General features: G+C 55.6%; 24 protein-coding genes, 1 tRNA gene and 1 pseudogene. 9 read left to right on the top strand and 17 right to left on the bottom strand.

Annotation, left to right across the window (positions count from 1 at the left end):
* Window positions 1–12: 12 nt before the first annotated feature.
* The 14 genes from glmM to ACWHYZ_RS08865 all read right to left on the bottom strand — a co-directional run bounded on the left by glmM (window position 13) and on the right by ACWHYZ_RS08865 (window position 14334).
* Window positions 13–1362, bottom strand: coding sequence for a phosphoglucosamine mutase (glmM, locus tag ACWHYZ_RS08930; protein WP_447986926.1), 1350 nt, complete (start codon window positions 1360–1362; stop codon window positions 13–15).
* Between the two features lie 14 nt (window positions 1363–1376).
* On the bottom strand, window positions 1377–2264 hold the full coding sequence (gene folP / locus ACWHYZ_RS08925) for a dihydropteroate synthase (protein WP_447986925.1): 888 nt from the start codon (window positions 2262–2264) through the stop codon (window positions 1377–1379).
* Between the two features lie 105 nt (window positions 2265–2369).
* Window positions 2370–4181, bottom strand: a complete 1812-nt coding sequence (gene ftsH / locus ACWHYZ_RS08920; RefSeq protein WP_447986924.1) for an ATP-dependent zinc metalloprotease FtsH — start codon at window positions 4179–4181, stop codon at window positions 2370–2372.
* A 100-nt stretch (window positions 4182–4281) separates the two neighbouring features.
* Window positions 4282–4830 (bottom strand): hypoxanthine phosphoribosyltransferase, encoded by a 549-nt coding sequence (hpt, locus tag ACWHYZ_RS08915; RefSeq protein ID WP_447986923.1) that lies wholly within the window; start codon window positions 4828–4830, stop codon window positions 4282–4284.
* Window positions 4830–6287, bottom strand: a complete 1458-nt coding sequence (gene tilS, locus ACWHYZ_RS08910; RefSeq protein ID WP_447986922.1) for a tRNA lysidine(34) synthetase TilS — start codon at window positions 6285–6287, stop codon at window positions 4830–4832. The genes hpt and tilS overlap by 1 nt, the downstream gene beginning before the upstream one ends.
* A 2-nt stretch (window positions 6288–6289) precedes the next feature.
* On the bottom strand, window positions 6290–7246 hold the full coding sequence (locus ACWHYZ_RS08905) for a bifunctional riboflavin kinase/FAD synthetase (RefSeq protein ID WP_447986921.1): 957 nt from the start codon (window positions 7244–7246) through the stop codon (window positions 6290–6292).
* 7 nt (window positions 7247–7253) lie between these two features.
* Window positions 7254–8228, bottom strand: a complete 975-nt coding sequence (gene hemB, locus ACWHYZ_RS08900; protein WP_447986920.1) for a porphobilinogen synthase — start codon at window positions 8226–8228, stop codon at window positions 7254–7256.
* A 1-nt stretch (window position 8229) separates the two neighbouring features.
* On the bottom strand, window positions 8230–8622 hold the full coding sequence (locus tag ACWHYZ_RS08895) for a CBS domain-containing protein (protein ID WP_447986919.1): 393 nt from the start codon (window positions 8620–8622) through the stop codon (window positions 8230–8232).
* Window positions 8623–8633: 11 nt separating this feature from the next.
* A complete protein-coding gene (gene cobA, locus ACWHYZ_RS08890; RefSeq protein ID WP_447986918.1) occupies window positions 8634–10178 on the bottom strand; it encodes a uroporphyrinogen-III C-methyltransferase in 1545 nt (514 codons plus the stop codon).
* A gap of 6 nt (window positions 10179–10184) precedes the next feature.
* Window positions 10185–11117, bottom strand: a complete 933-nt coding sequence (gene hemC, locus ACWHYZ_RS08885; protein WP_447987544.1) for a hydroxymethylbilane synthase — start codon at window positions 11115–11117, stop codon at window positions 10185–10187.
* Between the two features lie 23 nt (window positions 11118–11140).
* Entirely contained in the window at window positions 11141–11446 is a 306-nt protein-coding gene (locus ACWHYZ_RS08880; RefSeq protein ID WP_447986917.1) for a hypothetical protein, read from the bottom strand.
* Between the two features lie 73 nt (window positions 11447–11519).
* On the bottom strand, window positions 11520–12893 hold the full coding sequence (gene hemA / locus ACWHYZ_RS08875; protein WP_447986916.1) for a glutamyl-tRNA reductase: 1374 nt from the start codon (window positions 12891–12893) through the stop codon (window positions 11520–11522).
* Between the two features lie 4 nt (window positions 12894–12897).
* Window positions 12898–13701, bottom strand: a complete 804-nt coding sequence (ccsA, locus tag ACWHYZ_RS08870) for a cytochrome c biogenesis protein CcsA (protein ID WP_447986915.1) — start codon at window positions 13699–13701, stop codon at window positions 12898–12900.
* Between the two features lie 75 nt (window positions 13702–13776).
* Window positions 13777–14334: an NUDIX domain-containing protein gene (locus ACWHYZ_RS08865; protein WP_447986914.1), complete on the bottom strand. Its 558-nt coding sequence runs from the start codon at window positions 14332–14334 to the stop codon at window positions 13777–13779.
* Between the two features lie 167 nt (window positions 14335–14501).
* Here ACWHYZ_RS08865 and rsmI point away from each other — a divergent pair, with 167 nt between their 5' ends.
* A complete protein-coding gene (gene rsmI, locus ACWHYZ_RS08860; protein ID WP_447986913.1) occupies window positions 14502–15212 on the top strand; it encodes a 16S rRNA (cytidine(1402)-2'-O)-methyltransferase in 711 nt (236 codons plus the stop codon).
* Here the strand turns inward: rsmI and ACWHYZ_RS08855 are convergent.
* From ACWHYZ_RS08855 to ACWHYZ_RS08845, 3 genes are all read right to left on the bottom strand, one after another.
* Window positions 15209–15481, bottom strand: a complete 273-nt coding sequence (locus ACWHYZ_RS08855; RefSeq protein WP_447986912.1) for a sulfurtransferase TusA family protein — start codon at window positions 15479–15481, stop codon at window positions 15209–15211. The two genes, rsmI and ACWHYZ_RS08855, sit on opposite strands and share 4 nt — an antisense overlap.
* Window positions 15482–15611: 130 nt before the next feature.
* A complete protein-coding gene (locus ACWHYZ_RS08850; protein WP_447986911.1) occupies window positions 15612–16334 on the bottom strand; it encodes a hypothetical protein in 723 nt (240 codons plus the stop codon).
* 178 nt (window positions 16335–16512) lie between these two features.
* Window positions 16513–16599: transfer RNA gene (locus tag ACWHYZ_RS08845), tRNA-Leu, on the bottom strand.
* A 129-nt stretch (window positions 16600–16728) separates the two neighbouring features.
* Between ACWHYZ_RS08845 and ACWHYZ_RS08840 the strand changes: the two genes are divergently transcribed.
* The 8 genes and pseudogenes from ACWHYZ_RS08840 (at window position 16729) to argJ (ending at window position 22388) form a co-directional block, all read left to right on the top strand.
* On the top strand, window positions 16729–17013 hold the full coding sequence (locus tag ACWHYZ_RS08840) for a Fe(2+)-trafficking protein (protein ID WP_447986910.1): 285 nt from the start codon (window positions 16729–16731) through the stop codon (window positions 17011–17013).
* Window positions 17014–17115: 102 nt separating this feature from the next.
* Window positions 17116–17883, top strand: a pseudogene (locus ACWHYZ_RS08835) (SDR family NAD(P)-dependent oxidoreductase); the annotation flags it as partial.
* Between the two features lie 79 nt (window positions 17884–17962).
* Window positions 17963–18418: a bifunctional nuclease family protein gene (locus ACWHYZ_RS08830; protein WP_447986909.1), complete on the top strand. Its 456-nt coding sequence runs from the start codon at window positions 17963–17965 to the stop codon at window positions 18416–18418.
* A 152-nt stretch (window positions 18419–18570) separates the two neighbouring features.
* Window positions 18571–19050 carry a bifunctional nuclease family protein gene (locus ACWHYZ_RS08825; RefSeq protein ID WP_447986908.1) on the top strand — a complete coding sequence of 160 codons (480 nt, stop codon included), beginning with the start codon at window positions 18571–18573 and terminating at the stop codon, window positions 19048–19050.
* A gap of 24 nt (window positions 19051–19074) precedes the next feature.
* On the top strand, window positions 19075–19503 hold the full coding sequence (gene rplM, locus ACWHYZ_RS08820; protein WP_447986907.1) for a 50S ribosomal protein L13: 429 nt from the start codon (window positions 19075–19077) through the stop codon (window positions 19501–19503).
* A gap of 58 nt (window positions 19504–19561) precedes the next feature.
* Entirely contained in the window at window positions 19562–19954 is a 393-nt protein-coding gene (rpsI, locus tag ACWHYZ_RS08815) for a 30S ribosomal protein S9 (protein ID WP_447986906.1), read from the top strand.
* Window positions 19955–20047: 93 nt separating this feature from the next.
* On the top strand, window positions 20048–21145 hold the full coding sequence (gene argC, locus ACWHYZ_RS08810) for an N-acetyl-gamma-glutamyl-phosphate reductase (protein WP_447986905.1): 1098 nt from the start codon (window positions 20048–20050) through the stop codon (window positions 21143–21145).
* Window positions 21146–21182: 37 nt separating this feature from the next.
* Complete coding sequence (argJ, locus tag ACWHYZ_RS08805) at window positions 21183–22388, top strand: bifunctional glutamate N-acetyltransferase/amino-acid acetyltransferase ArgJ (RefSeq protein WP_447986904.1); 1206 nt, start codon at window positions 21183–21185, stop codon at window positions 22386–22388.
* Window positions 22389–22495: the final 107 nt, after the last annotated feature.

Here is a 22495-nt window from a genome sequence, read left to right as displayed (position 1 = left end):
CGAGCCGTGGACTCAGCCGAGATGAGTGCGAACGATTCCGACGAGATCGTCCGCTACTGACCGGATCATTGCATCTTGTTCGCCTTCCACCATGATTCGGAGCAGGGGCTCAGTTCCGGAATAGCGGACGAGGACACGGCCGGTGCCATTGAGTTTAAGTTCCGCTGCCTTGATGGCATTCTGGACGTCCGGCAATGTAGAAAGATCCGGCTTTTGCTTAACCGGCACCCCCAGCAATACTTGGGGCACAGCAGACATGCACCGGGCGAGATCGGATAGAGCACGACCGGTCCGTTTCATCAGCGACAGCACTTGTAGTGCGGAAATCAAACCGTCTCCGGTGGTGTTGTGGTCAAGAAAGATGAGATGCCCGGACTGTTCGCCACCGAGGTTGTAGCCTTCTGCCATCATCCGCTCTAAAATATATCGATCGCCGACCGGAGTCCGGACCAACGTAATACCCGCCTTGGCCATCGCCAATTCCAGGCCGAAATTGCTCATCACGGTCCCCACCAACGTGTGCCGTTTGAGTTGACCGCATTGATGCAAATCCAACGCAAGCGCCGCGATGGCATGATCACCGTCAATCACTTTGCCCTGTTCACAGACAAAGACGGAACGATCGGCATCGCCGTCATGGGCAATGCCAATATGCGCCTCATGCTCAACCACGGCTTCCTGAAGACATTGCGGGTCGACGGCGCCGCATTTGGCATTGATGTTGGTCCCATCCGGCTTATCGCCAATGACCCAGACTGTGGCACCGAGCTCGCGCAGCACTTTGGGTGCGACCTTATAGGCCGCCCCGTTCGCGCAATCAACGACGACACGCAATCCTTGGAAGTCCAGTTGTCGGGGAAGCGACCGCTTGACAAACTCTATATACCGGCCTTCGGCATCATCAATACGGAACGCTTTTCCGACTTCGTCGGCCGTGGGGCGCAGGTGTTCGATCTCATTTGATGTGATGAGGTCTTCGATGCGCAGTTCAATGTCGTCTGGAAGTTTCGATCCATCATTGGCAAAAAACTTGATGCCGTTATCCTGATAGGCATTGTGGGATGCGGAAATCATGACTCCGGCGTCGGCTCGTAGACTTCGAGTGAGGAATGCAATCGCAGGTGTAGGAAGCGGCCCGACCAGGAGAACGTCAACACCCATAGAACAGATTCCGGAGGTCAACGCCGACTCCAACATGTACCCCGAGAGCCGCGTGTCCTTCCCGATCACAATTTGATGCCGGCCCGAACGGCGCTTGAAGAGATGCGCGGCAGCTCGCCCCAACTTCATCGCCGTCTCGCTGGTCATCGGTTCGAGATTCGCGACGCCCCGGACCCCATCAGTTCCAAATAGTTTGCGCATGTTTCTCCTGGCTGTCAGCGTTCAGTGTCCGCGCCGGCTGATTGCCGGTGCTCTCGAATCGCTTCGATCATTTTGATGACATCACGAATTGGGGCGACATCATGCACCCTCACCATCCGTGCCCCGTTCATCACGGCGACGGCCACGGCGCCTGCCGTGCCCATAAGCCGTTCCTCGATTGGTCGGCCTAGAATCTTTCCAATAAACGCTTTGCGGGAGACGCCAACCACAAGAGGACGACCGAGCGCGTGGAACGCGCGGAGTCGCTCCAGCAATACGAGGTTATGCTGACAATTCTTTCCGAAACCAATGCCGGGGTCAAGCAGAATTCTGTTCGGATGAATGCCCGCTTCTTCCGCCGCATCCAAACGTGTCTTCAAAAACTGCCGGACTTCCTCAACCACGTTGGTATACTGCGCGGCGTCCTGCATGGTCTGAGGATTTCCCTGCATGTGCATCAAGATCAGACCCGCGCTGGATTTAGCCACCACGTCGCCCATACGCGCGTCGAAACGCAAGGCACTAATATCGTTGATCAACGCGGCACCCACGTCCAGCGCCTGCCGAGCAATTGAGGCTTTTGTAGTGTCGACCGACACGGGAACGGTTGTCTGCCGACAAATGGCCCGTACGATAGGAATCAATCGGCGGCGTTCTTCTTCCTCATCGATCGGTACAGCACCCGGCTTCGTAGATTCTGCACCAATGTCAAGCACGTCCGCCCCTTGCTCGACCATGCTGAATGCATGAGCGACGGCGGCGTCGAGATTGACATACCGCCCGCCATCAGAAAAAGAATCAGGGGTCACATTCAATACGCCCATAATGTGGACGCGGTCGGCAAGCGGCAACACGCGCCCACTGAGCACAAAGGTTCCTGAAGCGGATGTATCCGTAGGCATGGCGGTCCTATGGCAGGAGAGTGCGGACGCTGTGCATCCGGGCAAGCATAATGGAGAAGCGTTGGCAGAGAACAGGAACGTTCAATGCCCCGGTGACTCAGACTCTTAAATAGGAACAACTTGTGGAGCGTGTTGCTTGATAATCAGGTCAATCTCCGGTGAATCAAGCACTTCTTTTTCAAGCAGCGCCTCGGCCAGCGCCCTGAGAGTCGCCATGTGGTCGGTGAGCATCTTTTTAGCGCGCTCATAGTTCTCGACGACCAATCGTTTGACTTCGTGATCGATTTCAATCGCCACCTGCTCGCTGAAATCGCGTCGTGTGGCAATCTCACGGCCCAGAAAAATCTCTTCATCTTTCTTGCCGAACGTCAGTGGACCGAGCTTCTCGCTCATTCCCCATTCACAGACCATCTTCCTGGCCAGATCGGTTGCCCGCTCGATATCGTTACCGGCCCCTGTCGTGACGTGGTTTAGAACCAGTTCTTCTGCTACTCGGCCGCCCAGCAGAATGGCAAGATTGTTATAGAGAAAGTCTTTGGAATAGTTGTGTCGATCATCGGTCGGTAATTGCATGGTTACGCCGAGCGCGCGGCCGCGCGGAATGATCGTCACTTTATGCACGGGATCCGTCCCGGGCAGCAGTTTGGCCATTAGGGCATGGCCCGCCTCATGATAGGCCGTGGTCCGTTTCTCCTCGTCCGTCAGCACCATGCTTTTCCGCTCTGCGCCCATCAACACTTTGTCTTTTGCATTTTCAAAGTCGGCAATCTCGACGACCTTTTTATCATGTCGGGCTGCCCAGAGAGCCGCCTCGTTCACCAGATTTTCAAGATCCGCTCCGGAAAAACCGGGGGTCCCGCGGGCGATCTTCTCGAGTTCGACGTCGCCGGCCACCGGCACTTTCTTCGTGTGCACTTTCAGAATTTCCGTGCGCCCTTTGAGATCCGGGCGATTGACGACGATCTGACGGTCGAAACGACCAGGCCGCAGCAGCGCCGGATCGAGCACGTCCGGACGATTAGTGGCGGCTATCAGGATTACCCCCTCGGTCGTATCGAAGCCATCCATCTCCACTAGGAGCTGGTTCAATGTCTGCTCACGCTCATCGTGCCCTCCGCCAAGGCCGGCACCGCGCAGCCGACCGACGGCGTCGATTTCGTCAATGAAGATGATGCAGGGGGCATGTTTCTTCCCCTGCTCGAAGAGATCCCTGACGCGAGACGCTCCGACGCCGACGAACATTTCCACAAAATCAGAGCCGCTGATGCTGAAAAAAGGTACGCCGGCCTCACCGGCAATCGCCTTCGCCAGCAATGTCTTGCCTGTTCCCGGAGGTCCTACAATGAGAACTCCTTTCGGAATCCGCCCTCCGAGCTTCTGAAACTTTCTCGGGTCCTTGAGAAAATCGATGATCTCGGACACTTCTTCTTTCGCTTCGTCGATTCCGGCTACATCCGAAAACGTGATCTTCTTGCGCTCCTCCGTCAGCATCCGAGCGCGACTCTTGCCGAACGACAGCGCCTTGTTTCCGCCGATTTGCATCTGCCGCATGAGGAAAAACCATAGACCCAAGAACAAAATAAACGGTCCCCACGTCACAAGAAACGTGATGTACCAGGGGCTTTCATCCGGCGGCTTCGCTTCAATTTGAACGTTCCGCTCGCGCAGCACTTTGACGAGGTCAGGATATTCGGCCGAATAGGTACGGATCCGTGTCCCGTCTTTCAGGATCCCACTGATGTGGCTGGCCTTAATGATGACCTTGGTGATCTCACCCTTGTCGAGTTGCGCCATAAAATCGCTGAAAATCACCTCTTCCTCGGGTGCATGGGTCGGGACGCTAAACAGGTTGAAGAGCAAAATCATGAAGAGCCCTACAACCACCCAGAATAGGAGATTTTTTACCCGAGAATTCATCCAACTCCTCCTCGACGCCCTATCAGACTGGTGTAAACCTTGCTAGAGACAAAATGACAGAGGATTCTAACATACAGTTTGAAAATGTGACAAGAACGGCTTATTCACCGTCCCCGTCATCATCCACCGTATCTAACACAGCCAAATAGGGAAGGTTACGATATTTCTGTTGATAGTCAAGGCCGTAGCCCACCACATACTTATTCGGAATCTCAAATCCCACATAGTCGATGGACACATTCTTTTCACGACGTTCCGGTTTGCTGAGCAGGGAGCAGATTTTAATTGACTTCGGTTTGCGCCTGAGCAGCGTACTGACAAGATATTGAGCCGTCAGTCCGGAATCGACGATGTCCTCGACCAACAGCACATCGCGTCCCGCGATGTCTTCGGTTAAGTCAGTCACCATTTTCACTTTTCCCGAACTTTTCGGTTTTCCCGAATAACTCGTGACGACGAGAAAATCCACGCGCATGGGGATCCGGATGGCTCTGGCCAAGTCGGCATAGAATGCGTAGGCCCCTTTCAGCACCCCGACGAGAATCAAATCCTTGCCGGCATAATCCATAGTGATCTGTCGACCCAATTCCCGTATGCGCATCCGCATCTGTTCTTGGGTGACGATCGGCCTTCCGAATATTTGATCCATTATTCGAGCTCCCTACCTTCGCCATCCAATAGCGTGAGGCGTAGGACACGTCGTGTCGACTCCATCACGCGAAACCGGTGATCGGTGCGATATCCTGCAACCCATACAATTCCTTCCGGAGCGACGACCAGCGGAATGCGCCGCCGCGCCGACCTCGGCACTTTAAGATCGACCAAGAAATCTTGCAACTTCTTCTGATGGCCTTCGAGGCCGAAGGGATGAAAACGATCTCCCGGTCTCCACGCGCGCACCTGAAGGTTTAACGTCAAGGAATCAGCATCCAACATGGCCTGCATCGGTGATAACCTCGACCACATCTGCTCCGATTGAGAGCAGTGTACCAAATCCGCCTTAAGCCTTTGGCCGGTGAGAGACCAGGACACGGTGAAGGGAACGGGGAGCACGGCTGATGGCGCCGGCGTCCCTATCGTCCCACCCGGCATGCCGCCGAGAGGCTGAAACACGATTTTGTCATATTCCCGGCTGACATTTACATGTCTGAGCGTTGCACGGGAGCCGGAATCTCCGTGTACCACGCGCTCCAAGAGAAGGGAGACGGCCGCATAGGATGGGCCGCGCGTCACCCCAGTGGTGCGCTGGACGAGTTTCCGAACGACACGCCGCTGCACGGCCACATGTAGGGAAAGCAGCTCGGTACGGTCGACAACCCATCCATGGTCGTTCTCCTCTTGAGCTACACGAGCACACTGCTGCTCTGCCATGTCATCAAGACAGCGACTGTCCTCACGAAGAATGTCCGCCTGCCGGGTCAACACATCGAGGATGGCCGGATTGAATTGCTTGAGCAACGGCAGCACTTCGTGTCGCACCCGATTGCGGAGGTAGATCGGCTTCGCATTACTCGAGTCATCCCGAAACTCCAACCCTTGCTCACTCAAATACGAAAGTACGTCCGTGCGGCCGACAGCCAGCAAAGGGCGAATGAACGGCAGGCGCAGGGACGGCATGCCTGAAAGCCCTGTAGCCCCCGACCCTCGAAGCAACCACATGACGACCGTCTCTGCTTGATCATCGCGCGTATGGCCAACGGCAACCTTGTTGGCCTCACAAGATGCGCTCACTCGCAACAATGCCGCATACCTCGTCTCACGTGCCGCTTCTTGTAATGAACGTCCCTTGCACACCTCTTCAGTCAGTGCCAGGCGTTCACAAATAAGTGGGATGTGATGGCGTTCACACAGCCGCGCCACAAAACCCTGATCATCATCCGACTCTCTGCCACGAAGACCGTAATTGAAGTGGGCCGCCCATAAAGACAGGTTCCAGGACGGGGCCAGCGCATGTAGGATCGAAAGCAGCGCCACGGAGTCAGGGCCGCCGGACACGGCGACGACGATCCGGTCACCACGCTCCATGAGGCGCTGTTTCTTAACCGCCTCAGCCACGCGGCGCACAAACCCTGCCTGCCGAGAAGTCGTATGAACAGATGGCGCCATACTTAAGACACCTGCGAATCTACAACCGGATTGGCGGCCGCTTTCAACACGTCACGCGCGCGCAGCACATCGACATCAATCTGCCGTGAGAGCTCTTCACCTGTGGCAAATAACCGGTCCCCACGGAGTCGCTCCACGAAGCGGACTGCTATTTCTTGCCCGTAGAGGTCGATCCGCTCATCAAGCAGATACACTTCCAGTAAACGCTCGCCGTTACCGAATGTAGGACGCGTGCCGATATAGGCGACGGAATCGATACTTCGGCCCTTCCACACTGCGGTGGTCGCATAGACTCCATCCGCCGGGGTCACCCGATGGTCCGGTAAACGGATGTTGGCGGTCGGCCAGCCCATGGATTGGCCTCGTTGTTCGCCGGGCACAACGGTGCCGACCAAATCATACAGTCGACCAAGAAACCGAGCCGCACGGGAGACCTCCCCTGCCTGCACCATCATGCGAATGCGGGTGGAGCTGACGATTTCGCTGTCGACACGAATGGGAGGGACTGCATGCACGACAAAACCAGCCGTATGGCTCAATCGGACCAGATCCGCCATACGCCCACTTCTGCCTGCGCCGAAGGCGAACTGCTCCCCTACGAACAACTCCCTCACGCCGATCTGATCTCTCAATATCTTGAAGACAAACTCTTCAGGAGCGAGGGCCGCAAACGCCTTGTCGAACGGAATACAGAAGACGTGCTCGACCCCCGCCTCTTCTAAACGGGCCAACTTGTCTTCCATCGTCGTCAAGAGCCGGAGAGGCGTACCGGGAGACAAGATGGTGATGGGATGCGGATCAAACGTCAGGACCGAGGCGGTCCCCCTCTTGTCGGCGGCCGTCTGCACGACCGACTTGAGAAGGGCCTGATGTCCGCGATGAAGACCGTCAAAGTTGCCGATCGTCAGAACAGGATACGTCGCGATGTGATGATGCGTCAGGCTTCTGGTAACCTTCATTCAATGCTCAATCATTCAATGCTCGTGCGGCCTCTTTTGCGAAATAGGTGAGAATCATATCGGCGCCGGCCCGCTTGATCGATAGCAAGGACTCCATCATCGCTCGCGACTCGTCCAGCCATCCGGCTTGGGCCGCCGCTTTGATCATGCTGTATTCCCCGCTGACCTGATAGGCCGCGATCGGCAACCCGCCGCGCGCGCGCGCGGCGGCAATAATGTCCAGGAACGGCAAAGCGGGCTTGACCATGATGATATCGGCCCCCTCTTCGATATCCAGATCAATTTCGCGCAACGCTTCCCGCGCGTTCGCCACATCCATCTGATAGGACCGGCGATCACCAAACTTGGGGGTCGAGTCGGCGGCTTCGCGAAACGGCGCATAAAAACAGGACGCGTACTTGGCCGCATAGGACATGATCGGGATCTCGGTATGCCCATGGCGATCCAGTTCATCGCGAATGACGCCCACCCGGCCATCCATCATATCGGACGGCGCCACGACGTCCGCTCCCGCCTCAGCATGAGTGCGTGCCATTTCACGTAAACAGTCGAGCGTGTCATCGTTCACGATGCGCCCGTCCTTCACGACACCGCAGTGTCCATGCGACGTGTATTCATCGATGCACACATCGGTCATGACGAGGAGGTCGGGCACGTGATCCTTAATCGCCCGGATCGCGCCCTGCACAACCCCGTGAGGATCATACGCAGAGGTGCCCCGCTCGTCCTTTCGATCCGGAATGCCGAACAGGATGACGGCAGGGATGCCCAACAACTTGACGTCTGTCGCTTCCTTCACCAGCAGATCCACCGACCAGCGGTATTGCCCTGGCATGGAGCTAATTTCCTCGCGCCGGTCCCGTCCGGTCGTCACGAACATCGGATAAATGAGATCCGAGACGGAGAGCGTTGTCTCGCGAACAAGCCGCCGCAAGGACTCATTCTGCCGGAGTCGTCGCAATCGTTGACGAGGAAAGGCCATGCTACTTCCTGGGAAGATTGGTCAAGAAGACCACCAGGTCCCTGACGGATATCATGCCGACCAATTTGCCGTTCCGCGTGACGCCCAAATGACGAAGATGCTCCCGTGCCATCAAATCATTCGCATCCAGCAGAGTCTTACTTTCTTCGATAGTCATGATAGGCGCCGACATAATCTGCTCGATTACCTTATGGGATGGGTCGCCGCCCACCGCGACGACTCTCCTCACCATATCCGTATCCGTCACAATACCGACAATTTCATTCCCGCGGCTCACGAACAAACTTCCAATATTCCGGTCCCGCATAATTTCAGCAGCCTTCCGGACATCGGTATCGCGGTCCACGGTAACGAACTTTTCAGCTGGAACCATGAATGATTTGACAGGAACCATACGTGATCTCCCTATGTATGTTTGGATGGCAATTGATGAAACTCGTGAACGATCGCCTCGACGAGCGCTGGAATGGTATTGTCTTTCGCCATAATTGTCACAGGCAACCCTTCTTCTTCGGCGGTTTGCGCTGTAATCGGACCTATGCAGGCGACCGCCACGCCCGATGTCAGTTTGCGCATCTCATCCCGGTTCGAGAACAGCGCGCAAAAATTGCGCACGGTGGAAGAACTGGCAAAGGTCATGATATGAAGGTCACGCGCTGCCAGTTGGTCCTTCAATTGTTTCACCTCACCGAGAGGTCGAATAGTCCGATAGACCGTCACGACGTGGACCTCGGCACCCGCGGCCCGCAGTTCATCCGGCAAAATGTCCCGCGCGACCGCCGCACGCGCGATGAGGACACGCCGGCCTGACACGCCTGCTCGCGTCATAGCTTCAATGAGTCCCTCCGCCTGAAACTGCGCCGGAATAAGATCGGCGTTCAGCCCATAGCGGGCCAATTCCTCCGCGGTACGCGGACCGATGCAGCCGATCCGGAGACCTGATAGCGCGCGCGCATCCTGCCCTTTACTCTGTAGTCGTTCCATAAACGGACGGATGCCGTTCACACTGGTGAACACCAGCCAATGATAACGGCTCAAATCGACGAGCGCATCATCGAGTTCGTGCCAACTTTCCGGCGGAACAATCTGGATGACCGGATACTCCACGGGTTCGGCGCCATATTCTGCAAGCAACGCGGACAACTCTCCGGCCTGCTCGCGTGCCCGCGTGACAAGAATGCGCCTCCCGAAGAGCGGTCGAGTCTCGTACCAGTTCAACTGGTCTCTGAGCCGTACGACCTGCCCCACCACAATAATCGTCGGAGGTTCCATTCGAGCCTGTTCCGCTTTCTCGACGATATCATCGAGGGTGCCGACCACGGTCCGCTGGTGAGATCGTGTTCCCCACCGAATCAAGGCGACCGGCGTCTCGATCGACTTGCCCCCCTTTGTCAAACGCTCAACGATAGCCGGCAGGTTTTTCATTCCCATTAAAAAAACAAGCGTGCCGTCCGCGGACGCGAGGCGCGGCCACTCCATGCTGGATGTCCCTTTCGTCGGGTCTTCGTGACCCGTCACGAAGGCGACCGTCGACGCCAGCGTGCGATGCGTCACTGGAATGCCAGCATATGCGGGGACCGCGACGGCAGACGTGACGCCGGGCACAACTTCAAACGGGATCCCCGCCTCAGCCACAGCCTCGGCTTCCTCTCCGCCGCGACCAAAGACAAAGGGGTCGCCCCCTTTTAAGCGAACCACAACGTGTCCTTCCCGTGCTTTCCCGATCAGCAGATGATTGATCTCCTGCTGATCTTGATAGGCTCCCCGATCGCGCCGGCCGACATAGACACGTTCGGCTCTTTCTGGCGCATACACAAGCAGCGCGGGATTGGCTAGATAGTCGTACACCACCACATCGGCCTGTTCCAAGCATCTTTTCCCGCGCAAGGTCAACAGCTCGGGATCTCCCGGTCCCGCCCCCACTAAATAGACTTTTCCCAGCGCCTTCATCCTGGTTTACGCCTGGCTATAGATATCCCGCAAGATTACATCGCCACCCGCCGCTAAGAGTTGCTCCGCCAAACGAATGCCCAAGGCCCGGGGCTCGGAGACGCCGCCGGCGATCGCATCGCGAATCAGCGTCTTCCCGTCCGTGCTGGAGACAAGACCGGCCACCGAGAGACGATTCTGCTCAATCGTCGCGTGAGCTGCAATGGGGACCTGGCAGCCGCCCTGCAGCCGATCCAAAAGCGCCCTCTCTGCGGTCACGGCTGTATGGGTCGTCGGATCGTTGAGTTTGGACAAGAGCGCGCGAACGAACTCATCGTCCCGACGCCCTTCGATCGCCAATGCCCCCTGCCCAATGGCCGGCAAACTTACATCCAACGAGAGATATTCGGTCACCTCTCCCTCCCACCCCATGCGGCGCAAGCCGGCCGCTGCCAACACAATCGCATCATAGTCGCCGTGTTTCAATTTGCGCAGGCGAGTCTCCAGGTTGCCTCGGAGCATGGCAATGTGCAGGTCTGGCCTGTAATGCAACAATTGCGATTGGCGGCGCAGGCTACTCGTGCCGATGCGTGCTCCTTGAGGCAACCGGTCCAGCGTCACCCCCTCACGGCTGATCAAGGCATCCCGTACATCCTCGCGCGCGGGAACACAAAGAATTTCCAGAGGATCGGGCAGAACGGTCGGAACATCTTTCATGCTGTGGACGGCGAGGTCGATGTCCCCTTGAAACAGGGCCTCCTCAATCTCTTTAACGAAGAGGCCTTTGCCGCCGATCTTCGCCAATGGAACATCCAAAATCTTGTCGCCCGATGTCTTGATCCGCTGTAATGTCACAGTCAGAGTGGGCGCGATTTCGCGCAGGCGAGCTTGGATCCACTCGGCCTGCCAGATGGCGAGACTACTCCCCCGGGTTCCAATGACCAGGGATGAGCGGGACATGGTCGGTATTGCTGCGGTCAATGTCACTGGCCTCGCTCCTGATAAGGATTCTGAAACGGGGTGTCTCGAGCACCGGGCAATTTTTCGTGCTCATTGCCGCTTGTGTTCGAATTCTGCTGCGGCATTCTCGCCACATCCCGGTAATAGAACGACATCACAAAGAAGCTCAGCAATGCAAGGATGACCGCAAAATACGCGAGCAGGTCCCAGCGAAAGCCTTCCTTGCTTCGATAGTCAAAACCGCACCGTGGACAATCGGGTACGGGATCGTGCCCGAGATAAGTGTGCCGGCACTTCGGACAGGTATATAACTTGGGGCCTTTTGGCACTGACTATTTCACATACCAAATGTAAGTAGTTGAACATCGGTCGCCGATGGTGCCGGAACGCTCTGCTGTATCTCTAGTGTTTGTGTTCGGGACTCAGGTCCTTCGGAACGGCGATAAGGTCGCTCGTCTCGTCGTCCGCGTCGCTGTCCGCCGCCCCGCTCACATGATTGGTGCTTCCATTGTCCACCAGATTAAAGAACCGCCGGGCCGCTTCTAGATAGAGGGCGCACGTTGCGGAATCCGCCTCCGCCTTGAGCGTCACGAGTGACCCGTGCAAGAGTTTATTCACGACGGCTGATGCCAGCGCTTCAATCGCTTCACGGTCCTGTGGCGAGAGGTGCTTCATCCTAGTCAGTGTCTTTTCTAATTCCGCCTGCTTGATTTCATCGGCGCGTTTGCGCAAGGCAACAATGAGGGGCGTGACTTCAAGGGATTTGATCCATTGTTGAATGACACCCACCTCCTCATTGACGAGGCACTCGGCCTTCACCGCCTCACTCCGGCGGTCTTCGCGGTTCTGCTCGACACGCGTTTCGAGGTCATCGATATCGAACAAAAACGCATTATCGATATCCTTGACGGCCGGATCGATATTACGAGGCACAGAAATATCGATCAGAAAGATGGGCCGGTTCATGCGCAAGCGAACCGCCCGCTGCACGTCCTCCGTGTGAATGAGGTAATGCGATGCGCCCGTGGAACAGAGCACGATGTCGGCTTCCGCCATTGCATGACGAAACTCTTCAAAAGGAATCGCGGTGCCGGTGAACCGCTTCGCCAATTCCATCGCACTGACGGAGTCTCGAGTGGTGATCATGACTCGCCTAATGCCGTTGCTGACGAGGTGCTGAGCCGCCAACTTCGCCATTTCTCCCGCCCCCACCAGGAGAACCGTTTTTTCACTCAGATTGGAAAAAATTTTCTTCGCCAACTCCACAGCGGCATAACTGACCGACACGGCGGCTTCTGCAATTTTGGTTTCCGTTCGCACGCGCTTTGCGACCGAGATGGCTTTTTTCACCACTTTGTTCAGAATCAGTCCGCTGGCTTTATGCGTCAGCGCCGCTTCAAAGGCATCTTTCAGTTGGCCGAGGATTTGCGGTTCGCCCACAACCATCGAATCCAGACTCGCCGCCACTCGAAAAAGATGGCCGATCGCTCGATCATCAATATGCTGGTACAGATGCGGAGTCAATTGATCCGAGGTGAGCGCCAGATGTGTATCCGCCAAGAAGCTTTGCACACCGGCGTATCCGGCCTCCATCTCTTCAACCACCGCATAGACCTCGACTCGGTTACAGGTCGAGAGTAAAAAGCCTTCCTTGATACCCGGGTATACACAAAGTCGATGCAGGGCCTCTCCAAGCCGACTGGCCGGCACCGCTAACTTTTCACGCACCTCAATGGGAGCGGTTTTATGGCTGAGTCCGACCACAATAAGATGCATGGTCTCAGGCTCCCGGCCCGTGTCCCTTCACTACTACACCGATGAAGGTCAGAATGACCCCGGCAAATCCGATAATGGTGAGATAGGCAGCACGCTTGGCTCGCCATCCAACGGTCAAACGACCGACGAGGACAGCGAAATAAAAGACCCAGGTCACCAAGGCCCATGTTTGTTCGGGATTCCAGCTCACGAACGATCCTTTGGCAAACTCCGCGGAAACTGCTCCGACAATGATTCCCAAGGTCAATAACGGAAATCCCAGTACAATGGATTGCTGATTCAGGTGGTCGAGAAAATCCAATGGGGGCAATTTGCTGTACAGCACATTGAAGCGCTTGGACTTCAGGAGCCGATCTTGAATCAAGTACATGATCCCTGCGACAAACGCGACGGCAAAGCCCACCGTACCGAGAATGCTCAGCGTCACGTGCAGCCACACAGTTTTGAGCACCGGCTCCAGCGTCGGCACTTCCTTAGGCAATGCCGCGGCGGAGACTAACGAAATCAGAGCCAAAGGAAGAATAAATGAGCCGAGGATATGGATCCCATGCCGAAGCTCGACAATCAAAAACACCAGCACCAGCGCCCATGAGAAGAATGAAATGGCATCATGCGAACTAGTGAGCGGGACTTGCTGTTCAGCAACCATTCTTGCCGCCAGCGCCACTGAATGAGTGAGAAATCCGACTCCCGTGATGATCAAAGACACTCGCGACAGCGCTTCGGAGCGACGGACAAGATAGGCCAGATAAAACCCTGTGCCGACGAAATACAGCACGATGGTGGTCATAAGAAACATGACCGGCATTCATCTATCCTCGCAAAATTCCTATCAAAAATGAAGCGACAAGCGGAGGATTATAGCCGCTTAAAAATAAGACAGTCAAGAAATCTTGGCTTGGTGTATGGTCGCAAGGTAGTCATGCAGCGCTTGGGACGTACTTGGGAATGCCAATTCGCCCCACGGCACGTCGGCCGGGCGAAAAATACCGACATCCAACGTCTCATCGCCCGCCGCAGGGAGGCCTCCGATGATTTCGCCGACATAGACAATAATGATCACTGGATGGTTGGTATAGGAGTAGATGTTGAGCAGTTGCGAAATCTTCACGTCTACACAACTTTCTTCTCGTGTTTCTCGAACCGCCGCTTCGTCCACTCGTTCGCCCCGGTCTACGAACCCACCGGGGAATACCCATTTCCCGTAGGCCGGTTCGATCGCGCGCTTCACCAGAAGAATCCCTCCGTCATGAGGGATGATCGTGCCGACGGCGACTTTCGGATCTAAAAAAAAGATGAACTGACAGGAGAGACACACGAGTCGATCCGGCTCACCCGCTTTGATCGATCGTCGGCAGAGTGAACCGCCGCATTTCGGACAGAACGAATAATCAGCCTTGGTCCATTCGCAAGAGGCATTGATGTCGAGATTCGATTCCATGAACAATCCTAAGGCGCGATTCTGAAGGGTGGCGCAAAATCTTAGCATAGCCGCTTGCAGGGGCAAAGCGCCGAGGCATGGAGCCTAATGGAAGCTCGCCGATCGACATAGACTTTTCCGGTCTGTCCTCTGTACCATGGCCACTAGCCTTGCACTGCTGAATCTTGATGCCGGGAACACTCTACCTCGTCAGTACCCCCATTGGAAATTTCGACGATCTGACGTTTCGGGCCGTTCAGATCTTACGTGATGTGCAGTTTATTGCGGCTGAAACCCCCCAGGTGACCAGGAAGCTTCTCGATCATCATGCAATCGACACACCGGTAACCACCTATCATCAGCTCAACAAAGAAGAGAAGACGCCAGTGATTCTCAATCGTCTTCAAGACGGCCATCATGTGGCCTTAGTCTGCGATGCAGGAACACCGGTGATCGCAGACCCGGGGGCCTTTCTCATTTCTAGAGCATTGGCGGCAGGCATTGCGGTGAGTCCTGTGCCCGGCGCTTCCGCTGTCGTGGCGGCAGTATCCGCATCAGGTCTGCCATGCGACGAGTTCGTGTTCCTCGGACTGTTTCCGCAGGCATCCTCCGCGCGTCGAACACTCGTTGCGGCATTGGCCGACGAAGCACGCACGGCCGTCCTTTTTATTTCGGTCAAGCAGCTTAGGACGGCGCTTGACCTGTTCGGTCCGGTACTCGGCACGCGAAAGATTGTCGCCGCCAGCAATCTGACGACCGGACGCGAAACAGTGTTTCGAGGCCGAGTTCCTGAGTTACTTCAGATGTTCAGCAAGAGTCCGTTGGAGGGAGACGTTACAGTGATTATTGAAGGAAAGAAACCGACACGGCCGAAGCGGAAAAGCCGCCAGCCACGTTAACCGTCGAAGCGTTTCTGAATAATGACACGATGTGCCTTGGCCCATGGTTCCTGGATTAGCACCATATGGCCATCGTCGCTCACGCTTCGCGGGACGTTGTTGATAGGGTCGCCATCATCCAGAATAACGGCAAGAGTCTGCCCGGCCTCCATGGATTCCAACTTCAGCTTCGTCTTAACAAAGTTGTAAGGGCAAATAACACCACGCAGATCTAATTCTGCGTCAGCCTGTATACTGTGATTGTCTTGTTCGCTCTGTTTCAATTCCATGGCTGCGGCAAAATGAGTTATGAATACTGTATCACATCGACTAAGCGATCCCACACTACCGCAAAAACACCAAGGGCGGCCGCTTGGCCGCCCTCAGCTGCTATAACACCACTCACGCGTCCTGGGACGCTTATTGCTTTACGAGATTCGGCTTGTCACCTGTCCCGTAGTCGCTACGGTTCTGCGTGCCGAATCCCCAACCTGGCTGAGGCTCACACTGCCAGCACGGTGCGGCACCCGTCATTTCTCCCACTGAACTGGTAATGCCTGATTGGATCTCACCAGGCAGAATCTGTCCCACGACACCACCGTGGTTAGATCCGCTTTCCGTGATGATGCCGCGTTCCGTCCGTGGATCAGGTCGTTGACCAAGTCCACCAAATCCGGCAAGCTTCTCGTTTCCACGAATGACCGTAATATCACGAACCATTTTTTTGCCGGTTCCATACGGCTGCTTTTCGTTCGTCGCCTCAACCGCCGTGATCATGACATCATCGCCGGTCTGTACGACCTTGACGTTGTCCATGTTGGTTTTCTCGTCGAGATACGCCACGAGCGCCGACATGGCTCCACTTCCCGCCCGGCCTTCATCATGCGAACTGCCACCGGTCTCCAACAAAATCTTTCCGGCAGGAAGATCGATCGCCAGCACCCGGCCTGAAATCGTCTCCGGCTGCGAGAGCCGCTCCAGCAACGCATTCTTGTCCCACACCTGGGAACGGGTCCCAGTGCCGGCGCTTTCACCGACTCCGGTGCCGAACCCGGAGTGCTGCGGCAAGCGTTCCTGAGCCCCGGCCACTCCGACGGAGCTTGCAAGCAGGATTCCTGCTCCCAATGCTACGAACTTACGCATGTGCTGCCTCCTTGTAAGTTGAAGAAGTATGATGATGAACAACAAGACTGCAAGACGAACACTGAGCCAATAATTACCATAGACGGGCGAAATATAAGCCAAACGGTATGGCGTGTCAAGCCAATTTCTAGCACGTAACGGACAGAGAAATCTGCGTCGTTCTCTTACAAAGAAAGCATGGTGCCCAGAGGGAGGGTCGAACTCCCACTCTCTTGCGAGAACCGGATTTTGAGTCCGGCGCGTCTGCCAGTTCCGCCATCCGGGCCCTGCTCTTAAGTAACTCGATCTTTCTAGCACGACTTCGCCCCACCTTTCAATTATGTCGTGTCTACTCTTTTCATCACTCAAAAATGCATGATATGATTGCGCTACTGTTTTCTGATGGAGGCGAGCGATGACTGAAGTGCAATGCGTAAAATGTGGAAAAAGTGGAGAAGCTATCACGGACATGTTGTTTCTCGGGCGACTGGAAGCCGAAGTGAAATCAAAAGTCTGCAAGACCTGCTGGAAGGCCTGGGAAGGCATGCGAGTCATGGTCATCAATGAATACCAGGTCAACCTGGGCGAGGAAACCGGTCGCGAGCTGGTCAAAAACCAGATGAAGGCTTTCCTCAATCTCGGGGGACAGCCGGCCGATACCGCTAAAATCGAACAGAATTATCGACCTCCGTCATCATAGCCCATGGCCCCGTTCTCCGACGTTGCTGGCGTTGCTGAATGGGCTGCAATGCTCGCCGCATCTTGCCTCTCCGTGTTCATTCACGAGTCATGAACGAGCACCCTGCACGATGGACGAATTCCCGATACGCGGCTGCCTGAGCTCCAAAGTCGCATTGATCACCGGCGCCGGTCGCGGGATCGGCCGTGCGACCGCGGAGTTGTTTGCACGTGAAGGGGCGAAGGTCGTCCGGTGTTCGAGAACAAAGGATCAGCTCGCGGAGACCGTATCGGCCATCGCATCGGCCGGCGGGCAGACCAGTGCGCGCGGAGCAGACATTGGCATCGCACGAGAAGCCGAGGCGCTGGTGCGACTCGCGTTCAACGCTACGGTCGTCTGGACATTCTCATCAACAATGCCGGAATCTTTAGGACCTCGGTTCCCATTGTAGAGTACCCGCACCGAGAGTGGGTTCAGGTCTTGCGCATCAATCTGTGCGGGACATGTTTTGTGTCTCAGGCCGCCGCTTCTGTTATGGCAGAACAAGGTGCGGGTACGATCATCACCTTGTCTTCTTCCGTAGGCAGACGTGGTCGAGCCCGATGGGGTGCCTATGCGACATCGAGTTTCGGTGCAGAAGGACTCAGTCAAGTGATGGCCGATGAGCTCCGGCCCGCCGGTGTATGCATAGTGACGTTCAACCCTGGAGTAACGCAGAGTGCGATGCGAGCCGAGGCCTACCCTTCAGAGAATCCAGGCACCGTGCGCGCTTCCAGTAACGCCGCACGCGCCCTTCTACGATTAACAGCCAATTTATCCCCTGATCTCTCTGGGTGTAGCCTTCGATCTGAGCAACCTTCCGTAATCGCCCATTCCTCTCGTCAGCGTTGACAAACAAAGAAAATCAATGATAGATTGTCGTGCTTTTTAGGGTGATTTTTCCTGTCACCTTTCGCTATAGGGTCCCACTATGATTACGCAGATGAAGGTCAGGGGCCTGATGTTCGACCCCTATAATAACGCCTATATCGTTATTCTGCGCGATGAGGATCGTTCTGATATGTTGCCCATTTGGGTGGGGAAGGCTGAGGCGAGTTCCATTAGTTTTGCGCTCGAAAATATCGCCACGCCGCGGCCGATGACCCATGACCTCATGAAAGCCGTGTTGGACACGGTGGATGCCAAAGTCATCAGCGTGGTCGTGACCGATATGAAAGACAACACGTATTACTCGAAGATCCACCTGATGTACGAAGACAGCGAGTATTCCATCGACTCCAGGCCTAGCGATGCCATCGCGTTGGCACTGAGAACCAATGCGCCGATTTTTGCCAATGAGGATGTCATTCGTAAACAAGCGTCTGAAGAGCTTGACCAATGGTTGGAAAATTTGAAGCCGGAAGATTTCGGCAAATACGAATCGTAGCGCAGCACCATAGATAGGCATTCCTCTCGGCATCTCTCTTCTCTTTGACACATCCCCTCGGCCGTCCGGCTCGAGGGGCATCGTGGGACGAGCAGAGGTTTTATATTGTTGATGCAGATGAAGCACGACTTCGATCGACATCGAGCGGCAGCATGGAACACAACGAACCATCCAACGATCTCATTCAACTAACTGTGCACGGGGTCGTTGCGGATCCGAATACGGAGACGCACATTGTTATTCTGCGGGACGAGCAGAACACCGAAGTTCTTCCAATTTGGGTCGGCACCGCAGAAGGGAATGCGATTCGATTGGCTATGGAAGATATCGTGACACCGCGCCCTATGAGTCACGATTTGATTAAGAGCTTTACCGAGCATTTGGGCATGAAAGTGAGTCGAGTGGTCATTACAGACGTCAAACATAACACCTACTATGCGTCGATCTCTCTCATCTCAAAGGATTCTGAACGGACCGTCGACTCTCGACCAAGTGACGCGATTGCCCTGGCCTTACGGACGCATAGTCCGATCTATGTGACCGCAGACGTGTTGAAGCAACGCGGCGGCGGAAAGTTGGATGCGTGGTTGGAAAAGCTCGATTCAAAGCATTTCGGCAAATATGAAGTGTAGTCAGAGGAGCATGAGGAGAACGGTATGAAAACGTATTTGGCTAAGCCGGCGGAAGTGGTTCGGAAATGGTATGTGGTCGATGCCAGTGGCAAAACGCTAGGCCGGTTGGCAGCCCGCGTGGCAATTTTGTTGAGAGGCAAGCATAAGCCGACGTTTACCCCCCACGTCGACACCGGGGACCACGTCGTCATCATCAATGCCGAGAAAATTCATTTGACCGGCGAGAAGATGAAAACAAAGACCTATACGCACCACACCGGCTATCCGGGCGGGTTTAAGACCATGACGGCGGAGCAGCTACACGAAAAAAATCCAACGGATTTGCTCAACAAAGCCATTAAAGGCATGTTGCCTAAAAATCCATTGGGCAAACAAATGGCCAGAAAGCTAAAAATATACGCAGGATCGGAACATCCACATCAGGCTCAGTCGCCTGAATCGCTCGCAATGTAAGCTCGACAATTTAATTAGCACGGCAAAGCGACACTCGCAGGATAGAAGGAGATACCAGATGGCAGCAGCCACACATTACGCCACCGGCAAACGAAAATACGCGATTGCGAGGGCTTGGGTTTCAGCCGGCGCAGGCGACATGACGGTCAATACAAAACCATTAGAAGAATATTTCCCGAGGCCGACACTCCGGACGCTGATCTTGTCTCCCGTTGAAGTCACCGGCATGACCGGCAAATGCAACGTGCTGGCGACCGTCAGCGGCGGCGGGACCACCGGACAAGCGGGGGCCTTGAGGCATGCAATTGCCAAAGCCCTCATAGACTTGAATCCGGCTTTTCGAGAGGCCTTGAAGAAGGAAGGGTTCCTCACACGCGATTCGCGCGTGAAAGAACGGAAGAAGTACGGACAAAAAGGCGCCAGAAAGCGCTTCCAGTATTCAAAGCGGTAATCGGCCAATCTGTGCATCAGAAAAGGGAAGGCCGTCGGGCCTTCCCTTTTTTATGTCGTTTTCATGTTGCCGTTCAGAATGTAGGAGGACCGCGTGTCCACCAACCACACAGTCAAGATTGCCGTCCTTGGGGCTAGCGGTTATACAGGTGGAGAACTGCTTCGACTCATCGCTGGGCATCCCCGAATGGAGGTTGTCGCCGCGACGGCGGAAAAATCGGTTGGAGCTTCACTCGCAAGTGTCTTCCCCTATCTCGCCTCGGTATTGCCTCCTCTGACGTTGGAACCCATCGAGATTGACCAAATCGCCACGCGCGCAGATGCCGTCTTTTTAGCCTTACCCCATACCAAGTCCTTGGCATCAGTCGCAGCCTTTGCCAAAGCAGGGAAACATGTCGTCGATCTCAGCGCTGACTACCGACTCAAGAGCGCTGCTGACTATGAACGCTGGTACAGCACCCCGCATACGCATCAGGAATTGTTGAAGGAGGCGGTATATGGATTACCCGAAGTCTATCGGCAGGACATTCAAACAACAAAACTCGTAGCCTCTCCCGGCTGTTATCCGACGGCGGCCATTCTTCAATTGGCGCCTCTGGCAGCACGAGGGTTGATCCATCCCGATTCCGTCATCATCGATGCCAAATCGGGCGTGTCCGGAGCAGGTCGCAGTCCTGCACTGGCGTACCATTTTCCTGAAGCCCATGAATCGCTCGAGGCCTATAAGATCGGCCGGCATCGTCACGTTCCGGAGATCGAACAGGAATTGCGGCTCCTTGGATCCCGCTCACTGCACGGTTCGAACGTGGCCCCAGGAAACGACAGCGCGGTTCAAGTCATGTTCACGCCGCATCTCGTCCCGATGAACCGTGGCATTCTGAGCACGGCCTATTGCCGACTGCGGGAACCGATGGAGCAGGAGCACCTTCGTGCCGTGTACCATGACTTCTATAAAGGAGAGCGATTTATCCGATTTGCGGCAGGCGACGCATCCCCCAACCCACGGCACGTACGCGGCGCGAACTTCTGCGACCTGAATGTCTTTGTCGATAAGAGGGCTGGATGGGTTGTCACAGTGGCGGCATTGGATAATCTCATCAAGGGAGCGGCGGGACAAGCGCTTCAAGCCATGAATCTCATGCTGGGATTCCCCGAAGAGATGGGACTTACCGGAGGAGGGGTGTTTCCATGAACGGGCAGCACGTTCAGACACATCTCACTCGAACGTTATGAAATTACTTCGCGGCGGTGTCACGGCTCCACTCGGTTTTCTGGCAGCCGGGATTCATTGCGGGATTAAAAAAGCGTCAATCCTCGATCTCGCGCTAATAATCTCATCCCAGCCAGGTCCCATCGCAGGTGTCTTTACCACCAACCGCCTCCCCGCTGCTCCCGTGCTCCTCGATCGATTGCATCTTCGACGTGGTGTGGGCCAGGCCATCATTGTGAATAGCGGCAATGCCAATGCCTGCACAGGCCCACAGGGAATGGCCGATGCCGAAGAAATGGCCACCCTCGTGGCTCGCCGTCTTGATGCCGATCCACAGGAGATTTTTGTCGGCTCAACCGGCGTGATCGGACAACCTCTTCCGATCGCACGCATTCGAGAAGGTATTCCGACCATTATGTCCCGCGTGCGGCAAACCGGCGGCCATGAGGCGGCGCGCGCCATCCTCACCACTGATCTGAAAACAAAAGAAGTGGCCGCCAGCACCCGCATCGGAGGTCGGACCGTCACCGTTGGGGGCATGGCCAAAGGGTCAGGGATGATCCATCCCGACATGGCGACGATGCTCGCTTACCTGACGACCGATGCGGCGATTGAACAGCCGGCGCTGCAGGCGGCATTGGTCACAAGCACGAACGCGTCTTTCAATTGCATTTCTGTCGATGGCGATACGAGCACGAACGATACTGTCCTCTGCCTTGCGAACGGCTTGGCTGGAAATGCTCCGATCCAAGCGGGATCGTCGGACGCCAAGGCGTTTCAGCGACTGTTGGAGTACATCTGTTTTGCACTGGCGATGAAAGTGTGCCGAGATGGCGAAGGGGTTACGAAAGTCGTCCAAATAGTCGTGAAAGGAGCAAAAAGCGCTGAGGAGGCGAAGCAGATTGTCAGGACCGTCGGCACATCGAGCCTGGTCAAAACAGCGCTCTTCGGCGAGGACGCCAATTGGGGACGGATCATTGCCGCGCTCGGCCGGTCGGGAGTTCCCCTCGAGCCCCATCGTGTGGCCTTGGCATTCGATAAGGTGGCTATCGTGAAGGACGGCGTAGGACTCGGGCGCTCTGCCGAACGGCAAATCAGCCGGATCGTGCGTCGGAAAGAATTTACTATTACGCTGGATCTTGGACTAGGATCATCGTTCGCTCGGCTGTGGACCACCGACCTGTCCTACGACTATGTCAACATCAACGCCTCCTATCGCTCATGACCCACTTTTTGCGATGCCTATACGATCGGCGCTTTCTGCATCTTGCATTGCATGTCCAGCTGTGCTAACTTCCCAAGGCTTTACGTTCGGTGCTTTCTAGAAGCGCG

This window comes from Nitrospira sp. Nam74 (assembly GCF_965152615.1).
This window is presented reverse-complemented; position numbering and strand designations above follow the sequence as displayed.

Coding starts and splice junctions, on each gene's coding strand:
- glmM (WP_447986926.1), bottom strand. CDS start 1,362: ATGCGCAAACTATTTGGAACTGATGGGGTCCGGGGCGTCGCGAATCTC.
- folP (WP_447986925.1), bottom strand. CDS start 2,264: ATGCCTACGGATACATCCGCTTCAGGAACCTTTGTGCTCAGTGGGCGC.
- ftsH (WP_447986924.1), bottom strand. CDS start 4,181: ATGAATTCTCGGGTAAAAAATCTCCTATTCTGGGTGGTTGTAGGGCTC.
- hpt (WP_447986923.1), bottom strand. CDS start 4,830: ATGGATCAAATATTCGGAAGGCCGATCGTCACCCAAGAACAGATGCGG.
- tilS (WP_447986922.1), bottom strand. CDS start 6,287: ATGGCGCCATCTGTTCATACGACTTCTCGGCAGGCAGGGTTTGTGCGC.
- ACWHYZ_RS08905 (WP_447986921.1), bottom strand. CDS start 7,246: ATGAAGGTTACCAGAAGCCTGACGCATCATCACATCGCGACGTATCCT.
- hemB (WP_447986920.1), bottom strand. CDS start 8,228: ATGGCCTTTCCTCGTCAACGATTGCGACGACTCCGGCAGAATGAGTCC.
- ACWHYZ_RS08895 (WP_447986919.1), bottom strand. CDS start 8,622: ATGGTTCCTGTCAAATCATTCATGGTTCCAGCTGAAAAGTTCGTTACC.
- cobA (WP_447986918.1), bottom strand. CDS start 10,178: ATGAAGGCGCTGGGAAAAGTCTATTTAGTGGGGGCGGGACCGGGAGAT.
- hemC (WP_447987544.1), bottom strand. CDS start 11,117: ATGTCCCGCTCATCCCTGGTCATTGGAACCCGGGGGAGTAGTCTCGCC.
- hemA (WP_447986916.1), bottom strand. CDS start 12,893: ATGCATCTTATTGTGGTCGGACTCAGCCATAAAACCGCTCCCATTGAG.
- ccsA (WP_447986915.1), bottom strand. CDS start 13,701: ATGCCGGTCATGTTTCTTATGACCACCATCGTGCTGTATTTCGTCGGC.
- ACWHYZ_RS08865 (WP_447986914.1), bottom strand. CDS start 14,334: ATGGAATCGAATCTCGACATCAATGCCTCTTGCGAATGGACCAAGGCT.
- rsmI (WP_447986913.1), top strand. CDS start 14,502: ATGCCGGGAACACTCTACCTCGTCAGTACCCCCATTGGAAATTTCGAC.
- ACWHYZ_RS08855 (WP_447986912.1), bottom strand. CDS start 15,481: ATGGAATTGAAACAGAGCGAACAAGACAATCACAGTATACAGGCTGAC.
- ACWHYZ_RS08850 (WP_447986911.1), bottom strand. CDS start 16,334: ATGCGTAAGTTCGTAGCATTGGGAGCAGGAATCCTGCTTGCAAGCTCC.
- ACWHYZ_RS08840 (WP_447986910.1), top strand. CDS start 16,729: ATGACTGAAGTGCAATGCGTAAAATGTGGAAAAAGTGGAGAAGCTATC.
- ACWHYZ_RS08830 (WP_447986909.1), top strand. CDS start 17,963: ATGATTACGCAGATGAAGGTCAGGGGCCTGATGTTCGACCCCTATAAT.
- ACWHYZ_RS08825 (WP_447986908.1), top strand. CDS start 18,571: ATGGAACACAACGAACCATCCAACGATCTCATTCAACTAACTGTGCAC.
- rplM (WP_447986907.1), top strand. CDS start 19,075: ATGAAAACGTATTTGGCTAAGCCGGCGGAAGTGGTTCGGAAATGGTAT.
- rpsI (WP_447986906.1), top strand. CDS start 19,562: ATGGCAGCAGCCACACATTACGCCACCGGCAAACGAAAATACGCGATT.
- argJ (WP_447986904.1), top strand. CDS start 21,183: ATGAAATTACTTCGCGGCGGTGTCACGGCTCCACTCGGTTTTCTGGCA.